Below are 24,783 nucleotides of genomic sequence, written 5' to 3' on the forward strand. Positions count from 1 at the left end.
CCGCGGCACGCGGCCGCGACGCTAGGGTCGGTCGCGACAGACGTCCGCGAGGACGGTCGTCGCCCGGTCCAGCTCCGAGAGCGGGAGCCGCTCGTCGGGCGCGTGGTCCAGCTCGGAGTTCCCGGGGCCGTAGGTGACCATCGGGCAGTCCCACTCGGCTGCGAAGAGGTTCATGTCGCTCGTCCCGGTCTTCCTGAGCAGGCGGACGTCGCCGCCCGCAGAGCGGATCGCCACGCGGAACGCCCGCGCGAGGTCGGTCCGGGGGCTCTCCATCACGGGCGGGATCGGCTCCTTCCAGTGGACCGACCCCGTCGAGAGCTCCGCTTCGGCCAGCTCGTGGACCTCGTCGACGGTCCGCGAGGGCGGCACGCGGAGCTGGACGTCCATCGCGGCCTCGACGGCGAGCCCGTCGTCGGTCAACCCGCCGTCCATGGAGACGGGTTTCGTCGTCACCTGCTCGAAGACGGGCGTCCCCGGGTCCGCCGGCGAGAACGCCTCCTCGACGCCGTGCCACCAGTCGATCGCGTGCTGGATCGCGTTCGGCTCCGGCCGCGAGGAGTGGCCCGACTCGCTAGTGTTGACGTACGTGCCGGCGAGGAAGCCGCGGTAGCCGAGGGTGACGCCGTCCCAGCCGGACGGCTCGCCGTTCACCACGGCGTCGGGCGCGTCGCGGTCGGCGACGAGGTGGCGTGCCCCCCGCGAGCCGGTCTCCTCGCCGACGACCCCCGCGAAGGAGACGCCGGTCTCGACGGCGGCGACCGCCATCGCGACGAGCGGCCCGGTCGCGTCGACCGACCCCCGACCCCACAGCACGGGCTCGCCCGGCTCCCCGATCCGGACGTCGCTCGCACCGAGGTCGTCGGCCTCGGCGGGGGCCGGCCGTACCTCGACGGGGATGTCGCCGGGGACGGTGTCGACGTGGGAGGTGAGGAGGACCGCGTCGTTCGCGGGCGCGCGGACGTTCCCGACCTCGTCGATCCACGCCTCGCGGCCGTTGGCCTCGAAGAAGTCGACGAGCCGCTCGGCGGCTGACGCCTCCTCGCCGGAGGGTGAAGGGATCGACACGAGGTCGAAGAGCAGCTTTCGTCCCGGCGTGTCGCAGGCCTCGGGGTAGCCGCCGCCGGCGACGACGTCGGTGCCACGTTCGTCGGTGGCAGTATCGCCGGTTGTGTGCTCATCGGTCGACTCCGCCGAGTCGGGCGCGGCGGTCACGCGATCACCTCCGCCAACGCGTCGACCACGGTGTCGACGTGCCCGCGATCGACCGTCAGCGGGGGGAGTAGCCGCAACACGGTACGACCCGCCGGCAACGCGAGGATCCCGTGGTCGAGGGCGAGGTCACGGAGGAGCCGGTTGGAGCCGCGTTTCACCTCGATCCCGACCATCAGGCCCTCGCCGCGGACTTCGCGGACGTCGTCGCCGAGCCGCGTCTCGACCTCCTCGCGGAGGTACGACCCGACCTCGGCAGCGTGGTCGGCGAGCGCCTCCCGTTCGATCACGTCGAGGGTCGCGCCGGCCGCCGCCGAGACGACGGGGCCACCCGAGAAGGTCGAACCGTGGTTCCCGCAGTCCTCCGCGATCCAGTCGCGACACAGCGTCGCGCCGATCGGGAGCCCGCTCGCGAGCCCCTTCGCCGTCGTGAGCACGTCGGGGACCACGCCGTGGCGCTCGACAGCCCACATCGAGCCCGTCCGGCCGAGGCCGGTCTGGATCTCGTCGAGGACCATCGCCGCGCCCGCCTCCTCCGTGGCCTCCCGCACCGCACGCAGGTAGTCGGTCGAGGCCGGGTTGATCCCCCCCTCACCCTGGAGGGGCTCGAGGATCACCGCGGCGGTCTCCTCGTCGACGGCCTCCAGCATCGCCGCCGTGTCGCCGTACTCGACGAACTCGACGCCGCCGGCGAGCGGCTCGAACCCCCGCTTGTACTTCCCCTTCCAGGTGGTCGCGAGCGCGCCCATCGTCCGGCCGTGAAAGCCCTGCGTCGTCGCGACGATCTTCTCGCGACCGGTCGCGTGCCGCGCGAACTTCAGGGCGGCCTCGTTGGCCTCGGTGCCGGAGTTACACAGCCAGACGTCGTCGACGTCGCCCGGCCCCGCGTCGGACAACCGCTCGTACAGCGCCGTCCGCGCTGCGTGCGGGTACGACGCCTGGACGTACATGAGCTCCTCCAGCTGGCTCGTCGCCGCGTCGACGACCTCGGGGTGACAGTGGCCGACCGGGGTACACGCGTAGCTCGCGCCGAAATCAAGGTACTCGGTGCCGTTCGTGTCGGTGAGGTGGACCCCCTCCCCGCTGGCGATCGCGATCGGTTTCTCCGAGAAGACGAAACCGCTCATGCGTCGACCGCCTCCGTGTCCTCGGCGTCGTCGCCGTCCTCGACGCCATCACCGTCCTCGACGCCATCACCGTCCTCGACGCCGTCCGCGCCGAGCGCCGAGCGCTCGATCGTCGTCCCGCCGCCGCCGAGCGCGGCGAGGACCGGATCGTCGGCGTTCGCGTCCCCGACGACGACGCGACCGGAACCGCCGGCGAGCGCCTCCGTCGCGGCCATCACCTTCTTACCCATGAACCCCTCCGCGGCCCCTTCGAGGGTCGCGAGTTCGTCGGGCGTCGCCGCAGACTCGATCAGTGTGTCCGGGTCCTCGGGGTCGGCGTAGACGCCCGCCACGTCCGTCAGCAGGACGAGGTCCGCGCCGAGCGCGCCCGCGACCGCCCCAGCTGTGCGGTCGGCGTCGGCGTTGACGGGGGTCACGCCGCCATCACCTTCGTTGCCCGCCATCGGGGGCGAGACGACGGGGGTGTAGCCGTCCGCGAGCAGGCCGGCCAGCAGGTCGGCGTTCACCGACTCGATCCTGCCGGAGTGTTCGCCGCGGCGGATCTTCCGTTTGCCGTCCTCGACCACGCGGACCGCGGACTTGCGGGGCCCCGAGAGGAGCCCGCCGTCGACGCCCGAGAGGCCGACCGCGTCGACGCCGGCCCCGCGGAACAGCGCCGTCAGTTCGGTGTTGAGTTTTCCCGCCATCGCCATCGTGAACGCCTCCATCGCGTCGGCGTCGGTGAACCGGCCGGTGACGCCGGAGGCGGACTCGACGTACTCGGGTTCCATCCCCAACTGCTCGATGGTCTCGTCGACGACCGTCGAGCCGCCGTGGACGACGACGACCTCTCTGCCGTCGTCGACGAGGGTTGCGACGTCCGCGACCGCGCCGGCCGGGTCGACCGCCTTCGCGCCGCCGATCTTGACGACGACGGGGGGGTCGACAGCGTCGCCTCCGCCGTCGGCGGACGCGCGTCCGGTCCCGCTCATGGCGACCCCACGGGGTGAAGCCCCCCGAACTCCAGGCCGGCGGTCTCGGGCAGTCCGAGCGCGACGTTCACAGCGTGGACCGCCTGGCCGGCCGAGCCCTTCGTCATGTTGTCGATCGCCGAGAAGACGACGACGCGCCGGTTGCCGGGGTCGAGTTCGAAGCCGACCTCGCCGTGGTTCGTCCCCGCGACCGACTTCGGCTCGGGGTAGCGGTAGACGCCGCCCCCGCCGGAGACGATCCGCATGAACGGCTCGTCCGCGTACGCGTCGCGATAGCTCGTCCAGAGGTCCGCCTTCGAGACGGGCTCGTCGGGGAAGACGTGGCAGGTCGCGCTCGCGCCGCGGACCATGTCGACCGCGTGGACAGTGAAGGAGACGGAGAGTCCGAGGTACGCCTCGATCTCCGCCTCGTGGCGGTGGCCGGTCGGCGCGTACGGCCGCACGACGCCCGAGCGCTCCGGGTGCGAGGAGGCCGCGCCGCCACCGGCGCCTCCCTCCGAGGAGCCGACTTTCACGTCGACGACGACCTCGCCGGTCTCGGAGCCGAGCACGCCCGCGTCGACGAGCGGTTTGAGCCCGAGGATCGTCGCGGTCGCGTTACAGCCGCCGCCGGCGATCAGCTCCGCGCCGGGGAGGTTCTCGCGGTTAAGCTCGGGGAGCGCGTACTCCGCGCGCTCGAGGTACTCCGGCGACTCGTGGCCGTCGTACCACTCGTCGTAAGCGTCCTCGGCGGGGAGCCGGAAGTCGGCCGAGAGGTCGACCACCGTGTCCGCGACCTCGAAGTACTCGTCGACCCGTCCCATCGAGACGCCGTGGGGCGTCGCCGAGAAGAGCACGTCGACGGACTCGAGGTCGTCGGGGTCCGAGAAGCGCAGGTCGAGCCCGCGCAGGTTCGGGTGCGAGCGACCGACGGTCATGTTGTCGGCCGAGCGCGACGTGGCCTGGACGACGTCGAAGTTCGGGTGGGACGCGAGGATCCGCAACAGCTCGCCGCCGGTGAAGCCGGTGCCGCCGACGACGCTCGCGGTGTAGGTTTCGGCCGTTTCCCGTTCTGCGTCCATCCCTCCGGCCGTCCCGCTCATAGGACGACCTCGTCGGCGGCGTCTTCGGCGTCGGCGTCTTCGGCGTCGGCGTCTTCGGCGTCCGCGTCGATAGCGTCACCGTCCGAGCCCGCGGCGTCGGCCGCGAACGCCTCGGCTTTGGTCTCCAGCCAGTCGACGACCCGTGCGGGGACGTCGACCTCGCTGGCCTCCGTGAGCGCTTTGAACTCCACCGTGTGGTTCACCTCGTGGACGGTGTACTCGCCGGAGTCCTCGCCGCCGACCTCCATCAGGTCGATGCCGAGCATCCCGCCGCCGACGGCGTCGGAGGCCCGCTCGACCAGGTCGAGCGCGCGGTCGTCGATCTCGAACTCCGCGGTCGTCCCGCCCTTCGCGGCGTTCGTGAGCCAGTGGTCCGACGAGCGCGTCATCGCGGCGATCGGCTCGCCGTCGACCGCCACGACCCGGATGTCCCTGCCGGGTTTGTCGACGAACTCCTGGACGTAGAACACCTTGTGCTCGTAGTGACCGAGCGTCTCCTTGTGCTCTAAGATCGCCTCGGCGGCGCTGCGGGTGTCGATCTTCGCCATCAGCCGGCCCCACGAGCCGACGACGGGTTTGAGCACGCAGGGGTAGCCGAACGACTCGATCGCCTCCATCGCGGCCTCCTTCGTGAACGCGACCTCCGTCGCGGGCGTGGGGACGTCCGCCTCCGCGAGCGCGAGCGAGTTCTTCGCTTTGTCCGCACAGACGTCGCCCGTCTCGGGGGAGTTCACCACGGGGACGCCGTAGCTGTCGAGGAACTTCGTCGCGTACAGCGAGCGGCTCGTGGAGAGACAGCGGTCGACGACGATGTCGAGGTCGGCGACGTTCGCCGTCGTCGACTCCAGGCCGAACCGCTGTTTGCGCACGTCGATCTTCTCGACGTCGTGGCCGCGGTCGCGGAGCTCCTCCAACAGGAGCTTCTCGTCGCGGCGGACCCGCGAGTAGAGGATCCCTATGCGCATGTCGACCACTCGCGTGTCGCCGTCGTGACGGTCGTCACCATCTATTCTCCCCAGTCCTCCTCGAGTTCGGGCGCCTCCTCCAGCGTGACGGGGTCGAGCGAGATGACCTCCAGTTCGGTCCCGGTGACCGGACTGTCGATTATCTCGCCGACCTCGACGTCGGCCGGAAGTTCGATCTCCTCGCCCGTGATCGGGTCCTCTGCCAGCACCGGGTCGGTTTCGGTCGTCATCGTGAACGGTACTCGCCGCCGATAAAACATAAACCCTTCGAACTTATAATCTGTGTTACATTACACGAAGAGTCCTCTAACGGTACAGAAAGGCAACGGACGGGCCGTGTGAAATCCGATATCAGATTTCAGTAATTAGTTGTCCCCTCGCGGGGACGGCGGCGATCGCGGCGGTCGCGGCGGCTGTTTGGGCTGCCGGGAGCGCTGGAACCGTTTGGGGTGCTGGGACGGGGGGGTCGAACCCGCGTCGCGGACCGGCTCAGACATACGTCGCCACCTCCGCCTCCAGCCGGTCGCTCGCGACGGCGAGCGCGTCACTGCGCGCCTCCAGCGCCCCGCGGTCGTCGTCGATACCCGCCTCGCTCGCCGCGAGCGCCTCGGCGACCGCCCCGGGGGCGGGCCCGCCGGTCGAACCGCGGCTCGCGACGCTGTGGACGGGGTCGAGCACAGCCTCCACGTCCTCGCGGCTCACGTACGTCGAGAGGGGGTCACCCGTGATCTCCCGTGCGGCCTCGTCGACTTTCCCGGCCGCGGTCGCCGGCGTGTCGTCGTCGCCGATCCCCTCGGCGGCGGCCGCGACGATCTCGTGGGCGCTCCGGAAGGGCATCCCCCCCATCGCGAGCAGGTCGGCGACGCCCGTCGCCGTCGAGAAGCCGTCGCCGGCGGCCGACGCGAGCTCCTCGACCGCCCAGTCGGCGGTCGCGACCGCGCCGGCGGCGACCGCTGTCGCCTCCCGCACGTCGTCGGCGATCGCGAACACGCTCGCGTGCGCGCGCTGGAGGTCGCGGTTGTACGCGCGGGGGAGCCCCTTCAGAAGCGAGAGCGTCCCCGTCGCCTCGCCGATCGCGTCGCCGGCGACGCCGCGGGTCAGCTCCAGCGTGTCGGGGTTCTTCTTCTGGGGCATGATCGAGGAGGTCGACGAGTAGTCGTCGGACAGCTCGAGAAACCCCCTGTTCGAGAAGAGGATCAGGTCCTCCGCGAGCCCGGACAGCGTCGTCGCGAGCGTCGCGCACGCGGTCGCCCCCTCCGCGAGGAAGTCGCGGGCGGAGGCCGCGTCCATCGAGTTGTGGACGAGCCCGTCGAACCCGAGCAGGTCGGCGGTGCGCTCGCGGTCGACGTCGAACGGCGTGCCCGCGAACGCGGCCCCGCCGAGCGGCGAGCGGTTCGTCCGGTCGTACGCGCCGAGCAGGCGCTCGGTGTCGCGGGCGACCCCGCCCGCATACGACAGCAGGTAGTGGCCGACCGTCGTGGGCTGGGCGGGCTGGAGGTGGGTGTACCCCGGCATCACGGTCTCCGCGTGCTCGCCCGCGACGTCGACGAGCGCCTCCCGCAGGGTCAGCGTCGCCTCGGCCGCCGAGAGCAGGTCCTCTCGCAGCCGGTAGCGGATACACGTCGCCACCTCGTCGTTCCGGGAGCGCGCCGTGTGCATCCGGCCGCCGTCGGGGCCGATCCGGTCGATGACGGCCGTCTCGATCGCCTCGTGGACGTCCTCGCCGTCCGGGAGCGCGCCGTGGCCGGCGTCCTCGACGTCCGCGAGCGCTACGAGGATCTCCCCCGCGACCGCGTCGTCGACGATCCCCTGCTCCGCGAGCATGACCACGTGCGCGCGATCGACCGCGAGGTCGGCGGGGAAGATGGCCTCGTCGGCTGTGAGACTCGAGAGGAACTCGCGGGCGGGGCCGCCGCTGAACCGATCGCGGCGGACCGCGGTACCGCCCTCGGCCGCGTCGCCGTCGCTCGAGGAGCCCGCGGCCGCGTCGCCGTCGGCACCGATCCCGCCAGGAGCGGGGCCGTCCTCGCCGGGAGCGGAGCCGTCCTCGCCGGAACCGGAGTCGTCCTCGCTCATCTACGCGGAGTCGTCGTTCGTGGCGCCGCCGTCGGTGGCGATCTCGGGCTTTCTCACGCCCGCGCTCACGTCGTTGGCGAGGCGCTCCTGGAGCCCGTGGTACTTCGCGACGCCCGTCGCGTCCGACTGGGCGATACCGGCGACGTCCTCCGTGTTGAACGAGGCCATCTCCTCGGAGTACACCGCGTACTCGGAGTCGCGGGCGACGACGCGGCAGTTGCCGCCGGAGACCTTGACCGTCGCCGTGCCGGTCACCACGTCCTGCGTCTCGTCGATGAAGGCGTTCAGCGCGTCCACGACGGGCGCGAAGGTGAGCCCCTGGTAGGCCTTCTCGGACCACTCGTGTTCGATCCCCTTCTTGAACGAGCGCTCGTTCTTCGTCAAGACGAGGTCCTCGAGCGCGCCGTGGGCGGTGAGCAGGACGGTCGCGGCCGGGTGCTCGTAGTTCTCGCGCACCTTCAGCCCGAGCATGCGGTCCTCCATCACGTCGGTGCGGCCGATCCCGTAGCCGCCCGCGTACTCGTTGAGGTGCTGGATGAGCGGGACCGGGTCCATCTCCTCGCCGTCGACGGCGACGGGGACGCCCTCCTCGAAGGTCACCTCGATGGTCGTCTCCCCCTCGGGCTCGGCGGTCCACTCGTAGATGTCCTCCGGCGGCTCGTAGTTCGGGTTCTCCAGTTTCCCGCCCTCGACCGCGCGTGACCAGATGTTCTCGTCGATGGACCAGACGCCGCCGTCGCCGGCCTCGACGGGCAGGTCCTTCTCGGCCGCGTACTCGATCTCCCACTCGCGGGTGAGCCCGAGCTCGCGGACGGGCGCGATGACCTCGAGGTCGGAGCCGCGCCAGACGGCCTCGAACCGGAGCTGATCGTTCCCCTTCCCCGTACAGCCGTGTGCGATCGCGTCACAGCCCTGCTCCTCGGCGACCTCGAGGATCGCCTCGGCGATGACGGGACGCGCCAGGGCGGTCCCGAGCGGGTAGCCCTGATACGTCGCGTTCGCCTTCACCGCATCGAAACAGAGATCGGCGAACTCGGCCTTGGCGTCGACGACGTGGAGGTCGAGTCCCAGCGCCTCCGCGGTCTCTTCGGCCTCGTCGAACTCGTCGGTCGGCTGCCCGACGTCGACGTTGACGCCGATGACCTCGTCGTAGCCGTACTCCTCTTTCAGGATCGGTACGCAAACCGTGGTGTCGAGTCCTCCGCTGAACGCGAGTGCAACGCTCGTCATTACCGGGATAGAACCACCTCACACCCTTAAATTCATCGGTTTAGATATTGTAACAAATTTACGGAGCCGACGCTCGCGAACGATATGGAGACGGCTCTTGGGGACGAAACGGCGCGAACGCGACGAGTGAAACCTACGGCCTCAGGGGGCCGGTCGTCGCGCCGCGCCGGAGACCGGTCGCGGCGGTCGGACTGCTCGTCGCGGTCGCGGGGCTCGTCGCTGTCGGAAGAGGGCGAGGTCGCGACGAGCCTCCGCGGTCATCACTAGGACGTAATTCCGTTCCCGGATAAAAAGGTTCCGCAACCGTCCCGGGCGACGTCAGAGCGCCTCGCGGTACGCCTCCAGCGTCTCCTCGACGTCCGCCTCGGTGTGTGCGTAGGAGGTGAACTGACACTCGAACTGGTTCGCGGTGAGGAAGACGCCGCGGTCCTTCATCTCCTGCCAGAACACCCGCTCCCAGCGGTCGGTGGCGGCGTCCGCGACGTCCGCGCCAGTCTTCGGACAGGCGTCGTAGCGGGCGCAGTCAGGGCTCTGTCGACAACCGCCCGCACAGCAGGCGTCGACGTCGTCGGGGGCCTCCCGGGTGAAGATCGTCTTGAACATCGAGTCGGTGCCGACGACGGTGTACTCGGGCGCTCGATCGGCACAGATCTCCGCGATCCCCTCCCTGAGCGTCCGGCCGAGCCGGTTCACGTGTTCGTACACGTCGTTCTCGGCGGCGTACTCCAGGGTGGCCTTCCCCGCGGCCATCGTGACCGGATGGCCGGAGAACGTGCCCGACTGGAAGACGTCGCCGGCGGGGGTGAACCCCTCTATCACGTCCGCCCGGCCGCCGATCGCGCCGACCGGGAACCCGCCGCCGAGTATCTTCCCGAAGGTGGTCACGTCCGGAGTGACGCCGAACTTCGACTGCGCACAGCCGAGCCCGCCCACGCGGAACCCGGTGATCACCTCGTCGAACACGAGGAGCGCACCGTAGTCGTCACAGAGGTCCCGAAGCGTCTCGTGGTAGCCGTCGACCGGCATGACGATACCCGTGTTCGCGAGGATCGGCTCGACGAGCACCGCCGCGATCTCGTCGCCGTGTTCGGCGAACACCTCCTTCGCGGCTGCCGGGTCGTTGAACGGGATCGGCAGGGTGTGTTCGGCGAACGACTCCGGGATCCCCGCCGTCGACGGACGGGGGTTCTCGGCGGAGCCCTCCACGAGCGTCGACTCCTGTGCGCCGTGGTACCCGCCCTGCATCACGACGACCTTGTCGCGGCCGGTGTGGCCGCGCGCCAGCCGGACCGCCGACACCGTCGCCTCCGTCCCCGAGTTGACGAACCGGATCGACTCGACGCTCGGGACGTGTCGCGCCACGAACTCGGCGTGTTCGACCTCGACCTCCGTCGGCGCGCCGTACATCGGCCCGGCAGCGACGTGCGACTGGATCGCCGCCTCGACCGGCTCGGGGAGGTCGTGACCGTACAGCAGCGGCCCGTACCCCATGACCCAGTCGACGTAGCGGTTGCCGTCGGCGTCGATCACGTGACCGCCGTCGCCGCGCTCGATGAAGAACGGGTGCGGCATCGTCGCCCGGACCGAAGAGTTGACCCCGCCCGGCATGACCGACAGCGCGCGGTCGTACAGTTCGCGGGAGCGCTCGTGGTTCATACGTACCGGTTCGGCCGCCCCGTGGAAAGGTGTTACCGAGTCGGCCGCGGTCGCCTCAGTCGGCCCAGTCGTCTCCGCCGGCCCAGTCGCCTCAGTCGGCCCAGTCGTCTCCGCCGGCCCAGTCGCCTCAGTCGGCCGGGACCGATCGCCTACATACCGTCGTCGCTGCGGAGCATTATCGCGCCGCTGGCGAGCATGAGGGACGCGAGCACGACCATCCCGAGGTCCCACGGCATCGCCGCGGTCATCGTTGCGTCACCGCCCATGCTCCCCATCGCGCCACCCCCACCGTCCATCGATCCGTCCACGCCACCCATACCGTCCCCGGCCAGTCCACCCATCAGGCCGGTCGCCAGCGCCGCCTGGTTCGCGAGCATGACGACGGCGTACGCGAGCATCAGCCCGCCGCTCGTCCCGTCGGCGAGGGGAACCGACGGCGCGAGGAGGAGGGCACCGTGGACGACGACCACGAGGCCGAGAAGGAGCATGAGCCACATGCTCGCCGTCGTTCGAGTCGCCCCGAGCGCGCTCGCGAGCGAGTAGCCGCCGGAGGCGAACGCGATCGCCGCGCCGTACAGTCGGCTGTCGGATACCATGCGGTACGTGGCGACGGTGGGGACAAAAGCGTTGGTCGGTCGTGTGCCGGTTCCGCGAGGAAGTGGTCCGCGGAGGGTCACCCCCGAGAAGCCACCGGAGCGAGCGCGTTCGGCCGTCGAACTACACCGCCTCGGGACCGGTCTCGCCGGTCCGGACCTGAAGGGCGTCCTCGACCGGCAGGATGAACACCTTGCCGTCGCCCGGTTCGCCGGTCTCCGCGGCCCCGCGGATCGCCTCCGCGACTTCGTCGGCCGGGATGTCGGCGACGACCACGTCGACTTTCACCTTCTGGTGGAGGTCGACGGTGAACTCCTCGCCGCGCCACTGGCCCGTCTTCGCGGGCTGTGAGCCGCGTCCGGAGACGTTCGTCACGGTGAGCGAGGGCGCGTTGACCTCGGCGAGCGCCTGTTTGATGTCGCCGAGCTTGTCCGGGCGGACGATGGCGGTGACCATCTTGATCGCCGTGCCGTCCTCCGCGCCGCCGTCGGCACGCGGGGAGCCGTCGACATCGCTCGAGGAGGCGACCGTCCCGCCGTCGGTGCTGACGGTCGGCTTGCCGAACTCGGGATACGTCTCGACGCCGTGTTCGCTGACGTCGAGGCCGTCGCGCTCGTGTTCGGGCGTGACGCGGGCCTGACCGACGGCCTTGAACACGCCGAAGACGGCGGCGGTCGCGGCGACCGTCCAGACGGTGATGACGGCGACCCCGATCACCTGCGAGACGAGCAGGCTGGAGGAGAAGCCGTCGACGTGGACGAACGGCAGCGCGAGCACGCCGATGACGCCGGCGGAGCCGTGGACGGGGAACACCGCACAGACGTCGTCGATCTTCATCCGGTCGGCCGCGAACTCGAAGACGAGCGGGAGCTGGAGGCCGCAGACAAGCGCGACCAGGATCGCTCCCCACCACGTGACGGCGTTCGCGATACCCGTCACGCCGACGAGACCCGCGAGCAGGCCGTTCGCGACGTACAGCGTGTCGACCTTCTTCGTGAGGTACAGCGAGGCGAGCGCGCTCCCGACCCCGCCCGCGGCCATGCCGAGCGTCGTCGCCAGGGCGACCCGGCCGACGACGGCGTAGCCGCCGAGCACGAGTTCGCCGCCGTCGACCGCGAACACGGTGGCGGTCGTGCCGACGTTGAAGCCGTACCAACCGAACGCCAGGACGAGGGTGCCGAGCACCGCGAACGTCATCGAGTGACCGGGGATGACGTTCGTGGAGCCGTCCTCCGCGTAGCGGTCCATGCGCGGACCGATCACGTACGCCGCGGTGAGGCCGGCGATGCCGCCGACCCCGTGGACGATCATCCCGCCCGCGAAGTCGGTGAATCCGAGCCCCGCGCCGCCGAGGAAGCCGCCGCCCCAGGTGATGCCCGCGACGACGGGGTAGATGACCGCCGAGAGGGCGATCGTGTACCCGACGTACGCGCGGAGTTTGGCTCTGCCGGCCACCGCCCCGGAGACGATCGTCGCGGCCGTCATCGCGAAGACCGCCCCGAACAGCCAGCTGTTGACCCAGTCGCCGTCGCCGAGGGCGGTCGCCGGGGAGAAGCCCGCGCCGCCGGCGACGCCCTCGATCCCGAAGCCGATCAGGAAGTACACGAGGACGCCGACGCTCCACGTGAGCAGGTTCTTCGTGAGCTGGTTGGCGACGTTCTTCGCGCGGACCTGCCCCGCCTCGAGCATCGCGAAGCCGGCGTGCATGAAGAAGATGAGGAAACACACCACCGCCACCCACATCAGGTTCACCCCTTCCGCGAGCACGCTCGGGTCGATGCTCGCGAGAACGCCGGTCGTCACGCCGAAGGCACCTCAATTAAACGTACGTCTAGCAGACGGTTCGATTTATCCGTGTTCATGTGCTGAATCACGTTCCTGGGTCGGGTATCACGGATATATAAACGTTTGAGTTGAGTTTCACAGGAAATATCTCTAATAATACAACTGATGTCAGATATAAGGACAACACTATTGAATATAAGGACGTATTCTCGCCGATCGTTCGGCAATCATTGCGAAAGAATCGATCGGATGTAGTGTACTATATTCGATGGTTCCGCTCGAACGGCGGGGATCGTGGGGGCGTCACGCCGGCCGCGACGCCTTCAAGCGAATATTGCCGACCGGGAACCCGGACTCATCATAGAACATCCGGTAGATCGGCCGATATCGGACGATACAGCGGGTGTATAGAGAAGTTGACGTTCGTACACCGGACGACGACGGGCATCGCGAAAGAACGCGACGGATACGGGTGAACTGGGGGCGAACGGCCAGATTACTCCGGTTTCAGTCCCTCACCCTGAACGCGCATCACGGCCTCGCCGTCGGCGAGGTTCGGCGCGTCGACGAGCCGGACGATCCGCTTGTTCCCCTTCGACTTGCGGAGGTACATCCGGAACGTGGAGGCGTGTCCGAGGATGTTGCCGCCGATCGCCTGGGTGGGGTCGCCGAAGTAGGAGTCGGGGTTCGACGCGACCTGGTTGGTGACGAGGATGGCGGTGTTGAACAGATCGCCGATCCGCATCAGGTCGTGGAGGTGTTTGTTGAGCTTCTGCTGTCGTTCGGCGAGTTCGCCACGCCCGACGTACTCGGCACGGAAGTGGGCGGTCAGCGAGTCGACGCAGACGATCCGGATGGGCCACTCGCCCTCCTCGTGTTCGCCCGCGAGTTCCTTGGCCTTCTCGGCCAGCAGGATCTGGTGGTTGGAGTTGAACGCCTTCGCGACGTGGATCTGATCGAGGAAGGCCTCGATCAGTTCCTCCATCGCCTCCTCGTTCCCCGGCGTGCCCTCGATCTCGCGCCGTTCCATCTCGTCGGCGAGGACCTCGTCGTCGAGCCCGCGTACCATGTCGTCGATCCGCTCGGGCCGGAACGTGTCCTCGGAGTCGACGAAGATACAGCCGCCGTCGAGACCGCCGTTCTCCCGCGACAGCTGGACGTTGACGGCCATCTGGTGGGTCACCTGCGACTTGCCGGACCCGAACTCGCCGTACACCTCCGTGATCGACTGGGTCTCGATGCCGCCGCCGAGGAGCTCGTCGACCTCCGGGATCAGCCAGGAGAGCTTGCCGATCTCCTGGCGGCGTTCGAGCACGGTCGCGCCCGTCTCGAACCCGCCGACGTCGGCGGCGTCGCGGGCGGCGTTGATGATGTCGCTCGCGGACGACTCGCCGATGTCGGCCGTGTTCGACATCTCGCCGGGGCTCGCCACCGCGATCGACTGGTAGCTCTCGAATCCGTTCTCGACGAGCTTGTCCGCGGTCGCCGGGCCGACTCCTGGGAGGTCCTCGAGTTCGTCTTCAGGCATGTACACCCGGCTTGTGCGGCTTCGGATATAAACCCTGGTTAACAGCCAAGTGGAAGTGAAGTACAGCCGACGGTGATGGACAAGTGGAAGTGAAACGGCCGACGGATCGACGGGCCAGAGAACGGTTCGCGCGTCCGAACGCGAGCCGGGTCAGAACCCGACGCGACGGACGTATCCCAGTTCGCGGATCTCGACGAGCAACTGGCCGGGAAGTTCGACGTCCGTGATCACGTACAGTTTGGGGTCGTCGGTGAACTCGGGGTCGTCGCTCAACACCTGTCGGATGGGAACGCCGTGGTCCGCGAGGATCCCGGTGACCTCGGCGACGATCCCGGCCTCGTCGGCCGCGGCGACCTCGATCGTGAGGACGGTGAGATCGAGGACGGGAGCCAGGTCCATCAGACTCGGTACCGACGAGATGTTGGTGAAGATGCGTTTCAGTTCGGGGTCCGCGAGGATCGCGTCGGTCGTGGAGTCGACGACCCGCCGGTCGACGTCGAGCTCGCGCGCGATCCCCGTGTAGGGGATCTCGATCCCGCCGGAGACGACCCGCCCCTCCTCGTTGATGGAGAAGCCGCGCTCCAAGAAGAGCCGGATGACGGCCTGCTGGCTCGGGGACCCCTCGAACTTCTCGAGGATCTCGTCGAACATTCGTTACTACCGATGATCGTCGCTCGTTCTTAAAAGGACGCGGTGACGAGCGGACGGGGACGACCGCGGAGCGAGTGGTACAGCCCTACTCCGCGAGCGCGGAGTAGACGCCGCCGAGGACCGTCCCGTAGACGACGTGGCCGACGAGGCTCTCGACGCCGACGTTCGGTAGCGGCGGCGCGCCCGGGAAACCGACGGCGCCCAGCCAGATCGGCATCACGATCACCGCGAGCACGATCCACACGAGGAGCCCGTAGCCGGCACCGACGGCGAGACTCGTTCCGGCGGAGCGTCCGAGGTCCGGCTTCAGGCTCGCGATCGCCGCGAACCCGAGACCGATGACCGCGCCGTGAGACATGTGGATCGCCCAGCCGACGGCGCCGGCCGGACCCTCGATTCCGTACATCGCCGGGATCGCCATCTGCAGTACGCCGGGGGTCATCATCGACATCATCGCGCCGAAGACGAGACCGCCGACCAGTCCACCGGTCACGCCCGCCTTCCAGTTACCGGTCTCCGTCGATACCTCGGTCGTCGCGGTGGCGGTTTCGGTTGCCATACCGGTCCGTCGACACGTAACCGGTAATATATGCCGCAATGTGGCGGGGAGGACGCACGCTCGCGGAACGTATATATACGTTGTGAAACTAATGTGATGGGGGAAACTCGCCGCGACCGTTCGTTCGGAGGCAACTCCATCGAGTTCTCGTTCGACCGCCCATCGGCGTTCCCCCCCGACCACTTCCGCCGAGGTACCCGACCCCTTTTGCCCGATGGCGCCGAAACGGCGACCGTGTCAGAGTCGCCGCACCTGCGGTTCTTCCCGTACGAGGAGCCGTACCCGAACCAGCGCGAGGCGATGGATCGGGTCGCCAACGCGCTCTCTCGGGGCCAGGACGTGCTGTTCGAGGGCGCACCGGGGACGGGGAAGACCCTCTCCGCGCTCGTGCCCGCGCTCGAGCACGCACGTGAGAACGATCGAACGGTCGTCATCACGACGAACGTCCACCAGCAGATGCGCCAGTTCGTCGAGGACGCCCGGTCGATCACCCGGACCGAGCCGATCCGCGCGGTCGTGTTCAAGGGGAAGTCGTCGATGTGTCACATCGGCGTTGACTACCAGGAGTGTCAGACGCTCCGGGACACCACCCGCTCGATGGTGGAGACGGAGTCCGAGAAACGCGAACTCGAACGGCGCCAGCGCGAGCTGCTCGCGGAGAGCCGCGAGGGCGACGCCGGGGCCGCCGAGGCCCGCGAGGCCGTCATGGACGAGCTCGACGACCTCGAAGGGGAGCTCGACGAGTTCGAGGCGACCAACGTCTGTGAACACTATCACAACAACCTGACCCGAGATACGGACGGCTTCTTCGAGTGGCTCTTCGAGGACGTTCGGACCCCGGAGGACGTCTACGAGTACGCCGAAAAGCGCGACCTGTGCGGATACGAGCTGTTGAAGGAGGGGATGAACGGCGTCGACCTCGTCGTGTGTAACTACCACCACCTGCTCGATCCGAACATCCGCGAGCAGTTCTTCCGCTGGATCGACCGCGACCCTTCGGAGGTGATCACCGTGTTCGACGAGGCGCACAACGTCGAGGACGCCGCCCGCGAGCACGCCTCCCGGTCGCTCACGGAGAACACCCTCGACGGCGCCCTCGAGGAGCTCGCCGACAGCGACGACTCCCGTGCCGAGCCCGCAGCGAACGTGCTCTCGGCGTTCCGCGACGCCCTCGTCGACGCGTACGACGGCGCGCTCGGGTTCGGCGCGCGCGAGTCCGTCGGCGAGGGCTGGGAGGACGTCTCGATCGCCAACGACGACCGCCGGGACGACCTCACGCTGGCCTTCCTCGAGCGGTACGAGGGCCGGGGGATCGACGCCGAGCTCGAGCTCGCCGTCCAGCTCGGGAAGGCGATAGACGAGGAGTACGAGCGGGCCTACCGCGAGGGCGAGGCGACGAGTCGGGCGGAGTGTCGCACGCTCCAGGCCGCCCGGTTCGTCTCGACGTGGATGGAGGAGGGGACCACGCTCGGCCAGTACCCGGTCGTCTCCGTGCGCAGGGACGGCGGCACCGACGAGGTGTACGGCCGCGCCGAACTGTACACGTGTATCCCGCGTGCGGTCACCTCGGCGCTGTTCGAGGAGGTCGCAGCCTCGGTGTTGATGAGCGCGACCCTCCGCCCCTTCGACGTGACCGAGGACGTGCTCGGCCTGGCGGACGTCGCCACCCTCGCGTACGGGATGGGGTATCCGGCGGGGAACCGGCGGACGTACGCCGTCGACACGCCGCCGCTTTTCGCCTCCGAACGGAACGACCCGGAGACCCAGGAGGCGGTGGCCGGGCTCCTCCGCGACGCGATCCGGTTCACGCCGGGCAACACGCTCGTCTTCTTCCCGTCGTACGGCGAGGCCGAACGGTACTACGAACGGCTCGGCGGCGGCGGCGGGCTCTCCGGGGCCGACCTCGGATCGCTGTACCTCGACGGCCCCGGCGAGGACGAGGAGGACCTCCGTCGGCGGTTCGTCGCGAGCGACGACGCCGCGCTCTTCACCTCCCTGTGGGGGACGCTCGCGGAAGGGGTGAGCTTCGACGGCGACGACGCCCGGACGGTCGTCGTGGTTGGCGTTCCGTACCCGCACCTCTCCGACCGGATGGAGGCGGTCCAGGACGCCTACGATCGGGCGTTCGCCGACCGTGACCGCGCACGCGATCCCGGCTGGGCCTACGCCGTCGAGATACCGACGGTTCGAAAGACGCGGCAGGCGATCGGTCGGGTCATCCGCGGACCCGACGACTTCGGCGTCCGGATCCTCGCCGACCGGCGGTACACGACCGCCGACATGGGGAAGTACTCCGTGCGGGGGACGTTCCCGCCCGAGGAGCGTGAAGAGTTACTCGACGTCGACCCCGGGAAGCTGAAGTTCGCGATGCTCAACTTCTACGGCGACCACGACGCCTACGGCGGTGACCCGCCGCAGCCGTGATTGGCCCCTTCTCGGACCGAACCCGAACTCACGTCGGGCGCGTCGAGAGCAGTAGCGCGACGCCGCCCAGAACGACGCCGACGAGGATCGTGACGGCAGCGTGGATGACGGTCAGCAACGCGACGACCCGCGGCGGCTGGTCGTAGCTCCACCGGAACATGAGGGCGTCGAGCGCGAACGCGACGGTCACCGTCACGCCTGCCGGAACGGCGAACCCGCCGCCGACGACGCTGACGGCGGCTGGGAGCGGCCCGACGTAGAGCGCGCGGCGCGGGTCGACGTCGCCGAGGACGTTGCGGGCGGCGAGGTGGGCGGTGACGGAGAGGAACAGCGCGAAGAGCAGGGTCGTCACCAACACCGACAGCGGCGTCACCGTCTGAGCGGGCATACCCGGCGTAGGCGGCCGAGACTAAAAGGACCGACGGGATCCGGCGGTCGGGGTCACCCGAGGAGACCGAGCCCCGAGAGTTCCTCGACGATCACGTCCACGGCCGCGGCCGCGTCCGCCGGATCGGTGCCGCCGGTGACGACGAGCTTGCCGCTGCCGAAGAGCAGGGCGACGACGTCGGGCTCGTCGATCCGATAGACCAGTCCGGGGAACTGCTCGGGCTCGTACTCGATGTGCTCCAACCCGAGCCCGATGGCGATCGCGTTGAGGTTGAGGCTCTCGCCGAGGTCGGCGGAGGTGACGATGTTCTGGACCGTTATCTCGGGGTCGTCCTCTATCGGGATCTGGAGGGCTCGAAGCTTCTCGAAGACGATATCGAGGCTCTCGTGGACCGCCTCCGTCGAGTTCGCGCCGGTACAGACGATCTTCCCGGAGCGGAAGATGAGCGCCGCCGACTTCGGATCGGTCGTGCGGTAGACGAGTCCGGGGAACTGCTCGGGGTCGTAGTCCGCGCCCTCGAGGTCCATCGCGACGCTCTGGAGGTCGAGCTCCTGTCCGATCCCGGTAGAGGCGACGACGTTCTCTATTGTGATCGTGTCCTTCGGGTCGGCCATTCACCCGGACGTACGACGGTCGGGATCTTAAAGCGGTCGGTAGCCGGATCGACGGATCAGTGACCCAGGGCTTCATCGTGGGTGATTTCCTCGTACGTCCGGGGAAGGGGACGAACAGCCCGACCACAAACCTATTCAATAAAAATAATACAATTTTTTCTGATAAGTATGCGCAGAGAGGGCGGCCGATCCCTCGAAAACTGACGTAAGGGATCGATCCGGTTCGAGTCGCTCTCCGGTCGTAAAGTCCAAACAGCGCCACGAATCGGGAGATACTGTTTTCATATGCTCTTCGTCACGGATAGTCGTGAGAACGTATTCGAGCGATAGAACAAAAAAAAAACGATTTACACGGGAAATAGCTAGGATACGAACTCTTTAAGCGATATAGTAGAGAATAGATAGCAGGCTATGAGAGAGAAGACAATGTTCGTTGGAAAGTGAGCGGTATAAAGTATAATTCAAATAGATGGTTAGAGAAATACTAATTTAGATTAGTAATTTGACGCCACGCCGCCGGAAGCGTCGAACGGGAGTGTACACACATACATTACAACAATAGGATTGTAACGCCAACGGCGGGCAGCGAGCCCGACTGGACCTCACGATCTGTCGAAGGTGATCGTCGGGTGAGGGTTTTTTACCTCAGTGCGTGATACGGAATCCATGAACCTCAAACGCACGCTCCTCATCACGCCCGCCTCGGACGAGGAACTGATTCGAAAGGGTCGTACGACGGACGCGGACGCGTTGTTCCTCGACCTAGAGGACGCGATCCTTTCCGAGGAGAAAGCGAGGACCCGGAGCGACCTCGTGGAGTTCTTGACGTCCGGTCCGGACCTCGAGAAGTCGGTCGCCGTGCGGATCAACGCGGTGACCACCAAGTGGTGGTACGAGGACCTGATCGAGACCGTCACCGCCGCTGGAGGGGAGGTCGACAGCCTCATCGTCCCGAAGGTCACGGAGGTGGAACAGCTCCACGCCGTCGACTTGCTGTTGCGACAGGTGGAGCGGAACGCCGGGATACCAGTCGGCGAGATCGGACTGATCCCACAGCTGGAGAGCGCGGAGGCGATCAACAACGCGACGGGGATCGCTCGGTCGGTCGATCGGTTGACCGCCCTGCTCTTCGGGCCGGGCGACTACGCGGCCAGTATCGGCGTCGGGGAGACGAGGGACGGCACCGAGGCCGGTCAACACTGGGAGTACGCCCGTTCACGGGTCGTGAACGCCGCGCGGGAGGTCGGGATACAGGTGATAGACGGAATGTATCCCGACACCGGCGACACACAGGGGTTCCGCACGGCGTGTCAGCGGAGCCGTGCCCTCGGGTTCGACGGGAAGACGGTCGTCCACCCGAACCAGATCCACATCGCGAACGAGATATTCACCCCGAGTCCACAGGACGCCCGTCGGGCGCGCCGGATCTACGAGGCGTACACGGCGTCCGATCACGGCGAACACGGGACGGTCGAGGTCGACGGACAGGTCATCGACGAGGAAACGTTCGCGATGGCGAAAGAGATCGTCGAGAAGGCGACGGAGGCCGACGAACTGGACGACCTCTGAGGTCACTTGAAGTGGCCGTGCCAGGAGTGCTTGGGGGAGAACGTCGAGCGGGAGTCGTACCAGGACGTGAGCGAGAGTTCGATGCGCTCGACCGTCTCGAGCAGCTGATCACCCGCCGAGAGCGGGCTGCCGACCTCGCCCGGAACGGTCACCGTCAACGCCCCGATAACCGTCCCGTCCCGGCGAGAGAGCGCGCCCGCGAACGTCCGGTCCGACCCCTCCGGTCCCGGTTCGACCGCGTATCCCCGGCGGCGGATGCGGTCGAACCGGTCCCGGACGTCGTCGGCGATCTCGGGTATGTCCCCGGCGGCGGTGCGATCGTCGCCCCCCTCGTCGTCCTCGCCGGCTCGCTCGTACTCGACGAGCATCACGGGTCCGGCGATCGACTCGGAGAGCGGCGTCCGCTCCCCGAGGTGTCGCTCCCGAACCCCCGGGTAGTACCCTTCCTCGGCGATCATCGTCGCGTCGTCCCCCTCTTTGAGGTAGAGACGGACGACGCCGTCGGTCTCGGTCGCCAGCGACTTCATCTCGATCCGCGCCGCCTGATACAGCGGCGACTGGTCGCGGAGTCTGCCGCCGAGCCGGAGGAGCTTCGTCGAGACGTGGTACTGTCTGTCGTGATGGGTCACGTATCCGCAGTCGACGAGCGTCGTCAGGTGACTGTGGACGGTGCTCTTGCTCATCCCGAGCGCGGTGGCCACCTCGGTGACGCCGGCACCGTCCTCCCGCTGGAGGAACTCCAAGATGGTGAACGACTTCTCGGTGGTCCCCACCCGGTTCCGCGATGGTTCGGTCATACGTAACGATCGATCTATGTATACTAATCTGTTCGGATATGCTAAATATATGATGTGTATGTCGACGCGATCGGCGTCCGATCGGGGATGGGGACGGTGCGATCCTGGTCCGAGAACCGCTATACTACACAGATATTCATTATAGTTGAACGGGATCGTGGGTTGTGAAGACAACCCACACGAGAATACGGGATATATAGCCGTCAAATCGGTCGTTTTCGGGTCTCACGTCCGTTCGCGAGTTCAGCGGATCGAAGCAGAACGTCGGCGTTCAGCGATATTGAACGGGTCATCGAGGAGGATTCGACACCTCGGGTACGGGACGACGAACGGTGGCGAAAAGGGATGGAACGTCGAGGGTGGCGAAGGTGGCGAAGGCGGGGTGAGGGTGGCGAGAACGGACAGCGTAGGAGAGTCTCCCGACCGTCAGTTCGACCACGTCGGCGCGTACGGCGGGTCGTACTGCCGGTCGCGCCGATCGAGCGCGTCGATCCGGTCGATCTCCTCGTCGGTCAGATCGAGGTCCCGAGCCCGAACGTTGTCGACGATGTGGTCGCGGCTCGTCGCCTTCGGGATCGGGACGACGCCCTTCCTCATGGCCCACGCGAGGCTGACGCGTGCCGGGCTGACGTCATGGGCGTCCCCGATCTCGGCGAGTTCCGGCACGTCGAGGACGCGTCCGTTCCCGAGCGGCGCGTACGCGACGAGGTCGATGTCGTGGGAGTCACAGTACGACCGGAGTCGTCGCTGGGGGAGGAGCGGGTGCATCTCGACTTGAAGCGCGTCGATCGGGATGGGTGACCGATCGCGTGCTTCGTCGATCCCGTCGGGGGTCATGTTACAGACACCGAGCCGGTCGAAGAGTCCCTCGTCGTGGAGCTCGGCGACCGCGTCGAACGTCGTCTGCGGGCCGTAGCCGTCGGCGGGCCAGTGGACGGCGTAGAGGAGGTCGACTCGATCGACCCCGAGCCGGTCGAGACACGCACGCGCGTTCTCCTTGACGCTCGCCGCCGAGTAGTCGTCGGTGAACTTCGGGTGTAACACTTTGGTGGCGAGGAAGACGTCCTCGCGGTCGACGTCGGCGGCGGCGAGTCCCTCACCGACGGCGACTTCGTTCCCGTACGCCTCCGCGGTGTCGACGTGGCGATACCCCTCCTCCAGTGCGGTCCGGACGCTCCGGACGCAGTCGTCGTGGTCCGTGACCCGATACGTACCGAGCCCCGGCGCAGGGATGTCCGTTTTCATGCGAGCGATTCACACATGCGGAACGAGGGTAGTAAGTGTTGTCCTCGCCCCGGGTTCAGCTCAGACGTCGTCGGGCGAGTCGACGACCCGGACGTCGGCGTCGTCGATCAGTTCGTGGATCCCGAGCAGGTCGGCCAGGGTCTCCCCGTCGTCGATCCGCTCCCGCAGGGTGGCCTCGTGGTCGGCGATCCCGGCGACAGCCGTAGCCGTCGCGTCGACCGCCTCACGCGGGACCACGGTGACCCCGTCCCGGTCGCCGACGACGACGTCGCCCGGGCGGACGGCGACGCCGCCGACCGAGACCGGCACGTTCACCGACCCGGGGGTCTCCTTCACCGCGCCCGCCTGCGAGACGGCAGACGAGAACACCGGAAACTCGCTTTCCGACAGGTGTGCCGTGTCCCGGACGTTGCCGTCGGTGACGATCCCTCCGAGCTCCTGTCGCTTCGCGTTGCGCGTGAGTAACTCCCCCCAGACGGCCGCCCGACGCGACTCGGCGGCGACGACGAGGACGTCGCCCGGCTTCGCCAGGTCGGACGCGAGGTGGACCATCGCGTTGTCGCCGGGCGGAACCCGGACCGTACAGGCGGGGCCACAGACCGTGACGTCCTCGTTTATCGGGCCGATCTCCGGGTCCATCGCCGTCCGTTCCCCCACCGCCTCGTGGACGCTCGCGGCATCGAACCGGTCGAGCGCGTCGATCGTGTCCCGGTCCGGCCGTTCGAAGTCCTTCACGACGACCATACGAGCGAGTGTCACCCGCGGGTCAAGAACGTATCGGCGATCGGAGCCCCGCGACGTTCGTGTCCGGGCCGGGAGCAAACACTTTTTCCGGTCCGCGTGTTCGGTCGGATCGTGAGCCGAGTTCACACACGATCGGCGACGGCGCTCGCCGAGGACATCCGCAGGGGGGATCGATCCCCGGTCGAAGTCGTCGAACGCCTGCTCGACAGGATCGACGAGCGGAACGACCGGACGAACGCGTTCGTGACGGTGGCCCGAGAACGGGCGCTCGAGCGCGCGAGGGAGGCGGAACGGGCCGTTGAGGCCGGCGAGGACCTGGGGCTGATCCACGGAGTCCCCGTGGCGATCAAGGACCTCGACGACGTGGCGGGCGTGCGGACGACCTCCGGCTCGCTGCTGTTCGAGGACCGGATCGCCGAGGAGTCGGACCCGTTCGTCCGCCGGCTGGTCGACGCGGGGGCGATCGTGATCGGGAAGACGAACACGCCGGAGTTCGGGCTCGGGTGTACGACGGACAACCGGGTCGTCGGCCCGACGGGGACCCCGTTCGACCCGACGCGGATCGCCGGCGGCTCCTCCGGGGGAGCCGCCGCGGCGCTCGCGGATCGGCTGGTTCCGCTGGCACAGGGGACCGACACCGGCGGGTCGATCCGAACGCCGGCGTCCTGTTGCAACGTGTTCGGTCTCAAGCCGTCCTTCGGCCGGGTCCCCCGCGTCGGTCGACCGAACGCGTTCGGCGACCACACGCCGTTCTCGCACACGGGTCCGATGACCCGAACGGTCGAGGACGCCGCGCTCATGCTCGACGTGATGGCCGGGCCGGACCCGCGTGACCCGTTCAGCCTGCCCGACGAGGGGACGGACTACCTCGCTGCGACCCGGGAACCGATCGACGACCTCACGGTCGCGTACAGCCCGGACCTCGGCATCTATCCGGTCGCGTCGTCGGTTCGGGCCGTCGTCGACGAGGCGGTCGGAGCGTTCGAGGACAGCGGGGCGACCGTCGAGCGAGCCGACCCCGACCTCGACCTCGAGAACTCGGACGTCCTCGACGCGTTCTACACGTTCGCGAAGGTGAAGTGGGAGGCGTTGTTCGACGGCCTCGAGGAACGGGGGTTGGACCCACGGGGGGAAGACCGGTCCGAGCTTCGACCGATCACGGTGGAGACGATCCTCGAGAGCGACCCGGTCACGACCCGGGAGTACAAGACGGCCGACCGGACCCGGACGCGAGTGTACGACGCGGTCGTCGACCTCCTCGGGGAGTACGACCTCCTCGTGACGCCGACGCTCGGCGTCGAGCCGTTCCCCCACGGGGAGTACCCCACGGAGATCGAGGGAACCGAGATCGAGCCGCTCCGTGGATGGCTCCTCACCCAGCCGTTCAACTTCTCGGGCCACCCCGTGGGGGCCGTCCCCGCCGGGATCTCCGAGGACGGGCTCCCCGTCGGGATGCAGGTCGTCGGGCGACGTCACGCCGAGGCGGACGTGCTGGCCGCCAGCGCCGCGATCGAGCGCGAACGCTCGTGGCACGACGACTACCCGGCGTGAGATCTGGTCGCGGTGGCG

General features: G+C 68.2%; 21 protein-coding genes and 1 pseudogene. 3 read left to right on the forward strand and 19 right to left on the reverse strand.

All coding sequences use genetic code 11. The annotated features are described in order from the left end of the window. Window positions 1-21: 21 nt before the first annotated feature. From DQW50_RS06015 to DQW50_RS06080, 14 genes and pseudogenes are all read right to left on the reverse strand, one after another. Complete coding sequence (locus DQW50_RS06015) at window positions 22-1,212, reverse strand: [LysW]-lysine hydrolase (RefSeq protein WP_112078385.1); 1,191 nt, start codon at window positions 1,210-1,212, stop codon at window positions 22-24. Beyond that, window positions 1,209-2,336, reverse strand: coding sequence for an aspartate aminotransferase family protein (locus DQW50_RS06020; RefSeq protein ID WP_112078386.1), 1,128 nt, complete (start codon window positions 2,334-2,336; stop codon window positions 1,209-1,211). Before DQW50_RS06020 ends, DQW50_RS06015 begins: the two co-directional genes overlap by 4 nt. After that, window positions 2,333-3,307 carry an acetylglutamate/acetylaminoadipate kinase gene (locus DQW50_RS06025; protein WP_112078387.1) on the reverse strand — a complete coding sequence of 325 codons (975 nt, stop codon included), beginning with the start codon at window positions 3,305-3,307 and terminating at the stop codon, window positions 2,333-2,335. The genes DQW50_RS06020 and DQW50_RS06025 overlap by 4 nt, the downstream gene beginning before the upstream one ends. Continuing rightward, window positions 3,304-4,389: an N-acetyl-gamma-glutamyl-phosphate reductase gene (gene argC / locus DQW50_RS06030; RefSeq protein ID WP_394338573.1), complete on the reverse strand. Its 1,086-nt coding sequence runs from the start codon at window positions 4,387-4,389 to the stop codon at window positions 3,304-3,306. Before argC ends, DQW50_RS06025 begins: the two co-directional genes overlap by 4 nt. Window positions 4,390-4,454: 65 nt before the next feature. Then, window positions 4,455-5,354: pseudogene (gene lysX, locus DQW50_RS06035) on the reverse strand (lysine biosynthesis protein LysX); the annotation flags it as partial. Window positions 5,355-5,395: 41 nt separating this feature from the next. Next, window positions 5,396-5,584 (reverse strand): lysine biosynthesis protein LysW, encoded by a 189-nt coding sequence (gene lysW / locus DQW50_RS06040; RefSeq protein WP_112078390.1) that lies wholly within the window; start codon window positions 5,582-5,584, stop codon window positions 5,396-5,398. A 259-nt stretch (window positions 5,585-5,843) separates the two neighbouring features. Continuing rightward, window positions 5,844-7,430, reverse strand: coding sequence for an argininosuccinate lyase (gene argH, locus DQW50_RS06045; protein WP_112078391.1), 1,587 nt, complete (start codon window positions 7,428-7,430; stop codon window positions 5,844-5,846). Next, window positions 7,431-8,660, reverse strand: coding sequence for an argininosuccinate synthase (locus DQW50_RS06050; protein ID WP_112078392.1), 1,230 nt, complete (start codon window positions 8,658-8,660; stop codon window positions 7,431-7,433). It abuts the gene before it with no gap. Between the two features lie 318 nt (window positions 8,661-8,978). Further along, complete coding sequence (locus DQW50_RS06055) at window positions 8,979-10,316, reverse strand: glutamate-1-semialdehyde 2,1-aminomutase (RefSeq protein ID WP_112078393.1); 1,338 nt, start codon at window positions 10,314-10,316, stop codon at window positions 8,979-8,981. Between the two features lie 149 nt (window positions 10,317-10,465). After that, complete coding sequence (locus tag DQW50_RS06060; RefSeq protein ID WP_112078394.1) at window positions 10,466-10,912, reverse strand: hypothetical protein; 447 nt, start codon at window positions 10,910-10,912, stop codon at window positions 10,466-10,468. 121 nt (window positions 10,913-11,033) lie between these two features. Next, window positions 11,034-12,713 (reverse strand): ammonium transporter, encoded by a 1,680-nt coding sequence (locus DQW50_RS06065; protein ID WP_112078395.1) that lies wholly within the window; start codon window positions 12,711-12,713, stop codon window positions 11,034-11,036. 478 nt (window positions 12,714-13,191) lie between these two features. Continuing rightward, the gene (gene radA, locus DQW50_RS06070; RefSeq protein WP_112078396.1) at window positions 13,192-14,223 is read right to left on the reverse strand and encodes a DNA repair and recombination protein RadA; all 1,032 of its coding nucleotides are present in this window, start codon (window positions 14,221-14,223) and stop codon (window positions 13,192-13,194) included. A 150-nt stretch (window positions 14,224-14,373) separates the two neighbouring features. Next, entirely contained in the window at window positions 14,374-14,874 is a 501-nt protein-coding gene (locus DQW50_RS06075; RefSeq protein ID WP_112078397.1) for an amino acid-binding protein, read from the reverse strand. An 85-nt stretch (window positions 14,875-14,959) separates the two neighbouring features. Beyond that, a complete protein-coding gene (locus DQW50_RS06080; protein WP_112078398.1) occupies window positions 14,960-15,433 on the reverse strand; it encodes a DUF6789 family protein in 474 nt (157 codons plus the stop codon). Between the two features lie 234 nt (window positions 15,434-15,667). On the opposite strand from DQW50_RS06080, the gene DQW50_RS06085 reads away from it, so the two are divergent. Continuing rightward, entirely contained in the window at window positions 15,668-17,857 is a 2,190-nt protein-coding gene (locus tag DQW50_RS06085; protein WP_112078451.1) for an ATP-dependent DNA helicase, read from the forward strand. Window positions 17,858-17,885: 28 nt separating this feature from the next. Here the strand turns inward: DQW50_RS06085 and DQW50_RS06090 are convergent, their stop codons facing one another. After that, complete coding sequence (locus tag DQW50_RS06090; protein WP_112078399.1) at window positions 17,886-18,245, reverse strand: hypothetical protein; 360 nt, start codon at window positions 18,243-18,245, stop codon at window positions 17,886-17,888. Window positions 18,246-18,298: 53 nt separating this feature from the next. Then, window positions 18,299-18,859 carry a TATA-box-binding protein gene (locus DQW50_RS06095; protein ID WP_112078400.1) on the reverse strand — a complete coding sequence of 187 codons (561 nt, stop codon included), beginning with the start codon at window positions 18,857-18,859 and terminating at the stop codon, window positions 18,299-18,301. 666 nt (window positions 18,860-19,525) lie between these two features. Here DQW50_RS06095 and DQW50_RS06100 point away from each other — a divergent pair. Beyond that, the gene (locus DQW50_RS06100) at window positions 19,526-20,428 is read left to right on the forward strand and encodes a CoA ester lyase (protein WP_112078401.1); all 903 of its coding nucleotides are present in this window, start codon (window positions 19,526-19,528) and stop codon (window positions 20,426-20,428) included. A gap of 2 nt (window positions 20,429-20,430) precedes the next feature. Here DQW50_RS06100 and DQW50_RS06105 read toward each other — a convergent pair whose 3' ends face one another. From DQW50_RS06105 to DQW50_RS06115, 3 genes are all read right to left on the reverse strand, one after another. Then, entirely contained in the window at window positions 20,431-21,225 is a 795-nt protein-coding gene (locus DQW50_RS06105; RefSeq protein WP_112078402.1) for an IclR family transcriptional regulator, read from the reverse strand. A gap of 426 nt (window positions 21,226-21,651) precedes the next feature. Continuing rightward, a complete protein-coding gene (locus DQW50_RS06110) occupies window positions 21,652-22,470 on the reverse strand; it encodes an aldo/keto reductase (RefSeq protein ID WP_112078403.1) in 819 nt (272 codons plus the stop codon). 60 nt (window positions 22,471-22,530) lie between these two features. Further along, complete coding sequence (locus DQW50_RS06115; RefSeq protein WP_112078404.1) at window positions 22,531-23,214, reverse strand: 4-carboxy-4-hydroxy-2-oxoadipate aldolase/oxaloacetate decarboxylase; 684 nt, start codon at window positions 23,212-23,214, stop codon at window positions 22,531-22,533. A gap of 111 nt (window positions 23,215-23,325) precedes the next feature. Here DQW50_RS06115 and DQW50_RS06120 point away from each other — a divergent pair, with 111 nt between their 5' ends. Beyond that, complete coding sequence (locus tag DQW50_RS06120; protein WP_112078452.1) at window positions 23,326-24,765, forward strand: amidase; 1,440 nt, start codon at window positions 23,326-23,328, stop codon at window positions 24,763-24,765. Window positions 24,766-24,783 lie beyond the last annotated feature (18 nt).

The sequence above is a fragment of the Halorubrum sp. 48-1-W genome (assembly GCF_003287355.1).
Classification (GTDB): domain Archaea; phylum Halobacteriota; class Halobacteria; order Halobacteriales; family Haloferacaceae; genus Halorubrum.

Coding starts and splice junctions, on each gene's coding strand:
- DQW50_RS06020 (WP_112078386.1), bottom strand. CDS start 2,336: ATGAGCGGTTTCGTCTTCTCGGAGAAACCGATCGCGATCGCCAGCGGG.
- DQW50_RS06055 (WP_112078393.1), bottom strand. CDS start 10,316: ATGAACCACGAGCGCTCCCGCGAACTGTACGACCGCGCGCTGTCGGTC.
- argC (WP_394338573.1), bottom strand. CDS start 4,389: ATGAGCGGGACGGCCGGAGGGATGGACGCAGAACGGGAAACGGCCGAA.
- DQW50_RS06105 (WP_112078402.1), bottom strand. CDS start 21,225: ATGACCGAACCATCGCGGAACCGGGTGGGGACCACCGAGAAGTCGTTC.
- DQW50_RS06100 (WP_112078401.1), top strand. CDS start 19,526: ATGAACCTCAAACGCACGCTCCTCATCACGCCCGCCTCGGACGAGGAA.
- DQW50_RS06025 (WP_112078387.1), bottom strand. CDS start 3,307: ATGAGCGGGACCGGACGCGCGTCCGCCGACGGCGGAGGCGACGCTGTC.
- DQW50_RS06095 (WP_112078400.1), bottom strand. CDS start 18,859: ATGGCCGACCCGAAGGACACGATCACAATAGAGAACGTCGTCGCCTCT.
- radA (WP_112078396.1), bottom strand. CDS start 14,223: ATGCCTGAAGACGAACTCGAGGACCTCCCAGGAGTCGGCCCGGCGACC.
- DQW50_RS06110 (WP_112078403.1), bottom strand. CDS start 22,470: ATGAAAACGGACATCCCTGCGCCGGGGCTCGGTACGTATCGGGTCACG.
- DQW50_RS06090 (WP_112078399.1), bottom strand. CDS start 18,245: ATGCCCGCTCAGACGGTGACGCCGCTGTCGGTGTTGGTGACGACCCTG.
- DQW50_RS06050 (WP_112078392.1), bottom strand. CDS start 8,660: ATGACGAGCGTTGCACTCGCGTTCAGCGGAGGACTCGACACCACGGTT.
- DQW50_RS06115 (WP_112078404.1), bottom strand. CDS start 23,214: ATGGTCGTCGTGAAGGACTTCGAACGGCCGGACCGGGACACGATCGAC.
- DQW50_RS06080 (WP_112078398.1), bottom strand. CDS start 15,433: ATGGCAACCGAAACCGCCACCGCGACGACCGAGGTATCGACGGAGACC.
- lysW (WP_112078390.1), bottom strand. CDS start 5,584: ATGACGACCGAAACCGACCCGGTGCTGGCAGAGGACCCGATCACGGGC.
- argH (WP_112078391.1), bottom strand. CDS start 7,430: ATGAGCGAGGACGACTCCGGTTCCGGCGAGGACGGCTCCGCTCCCGGC.
- DQW50_RS06060 (WP_112078394.1), bottom strand. CDS start 10,912: ATGGTATCCGACAGCCGACTGTACGGCGCGGCGATCGCGTTCGCCTCC.
- DQW50_RS06075 (WP_112078397.1), bottom strand. CDS start 14,874: ATGTTCGACGAGATCCTCGAGAAGTTCGAGGGGTCCCCGAGCCAGCAG.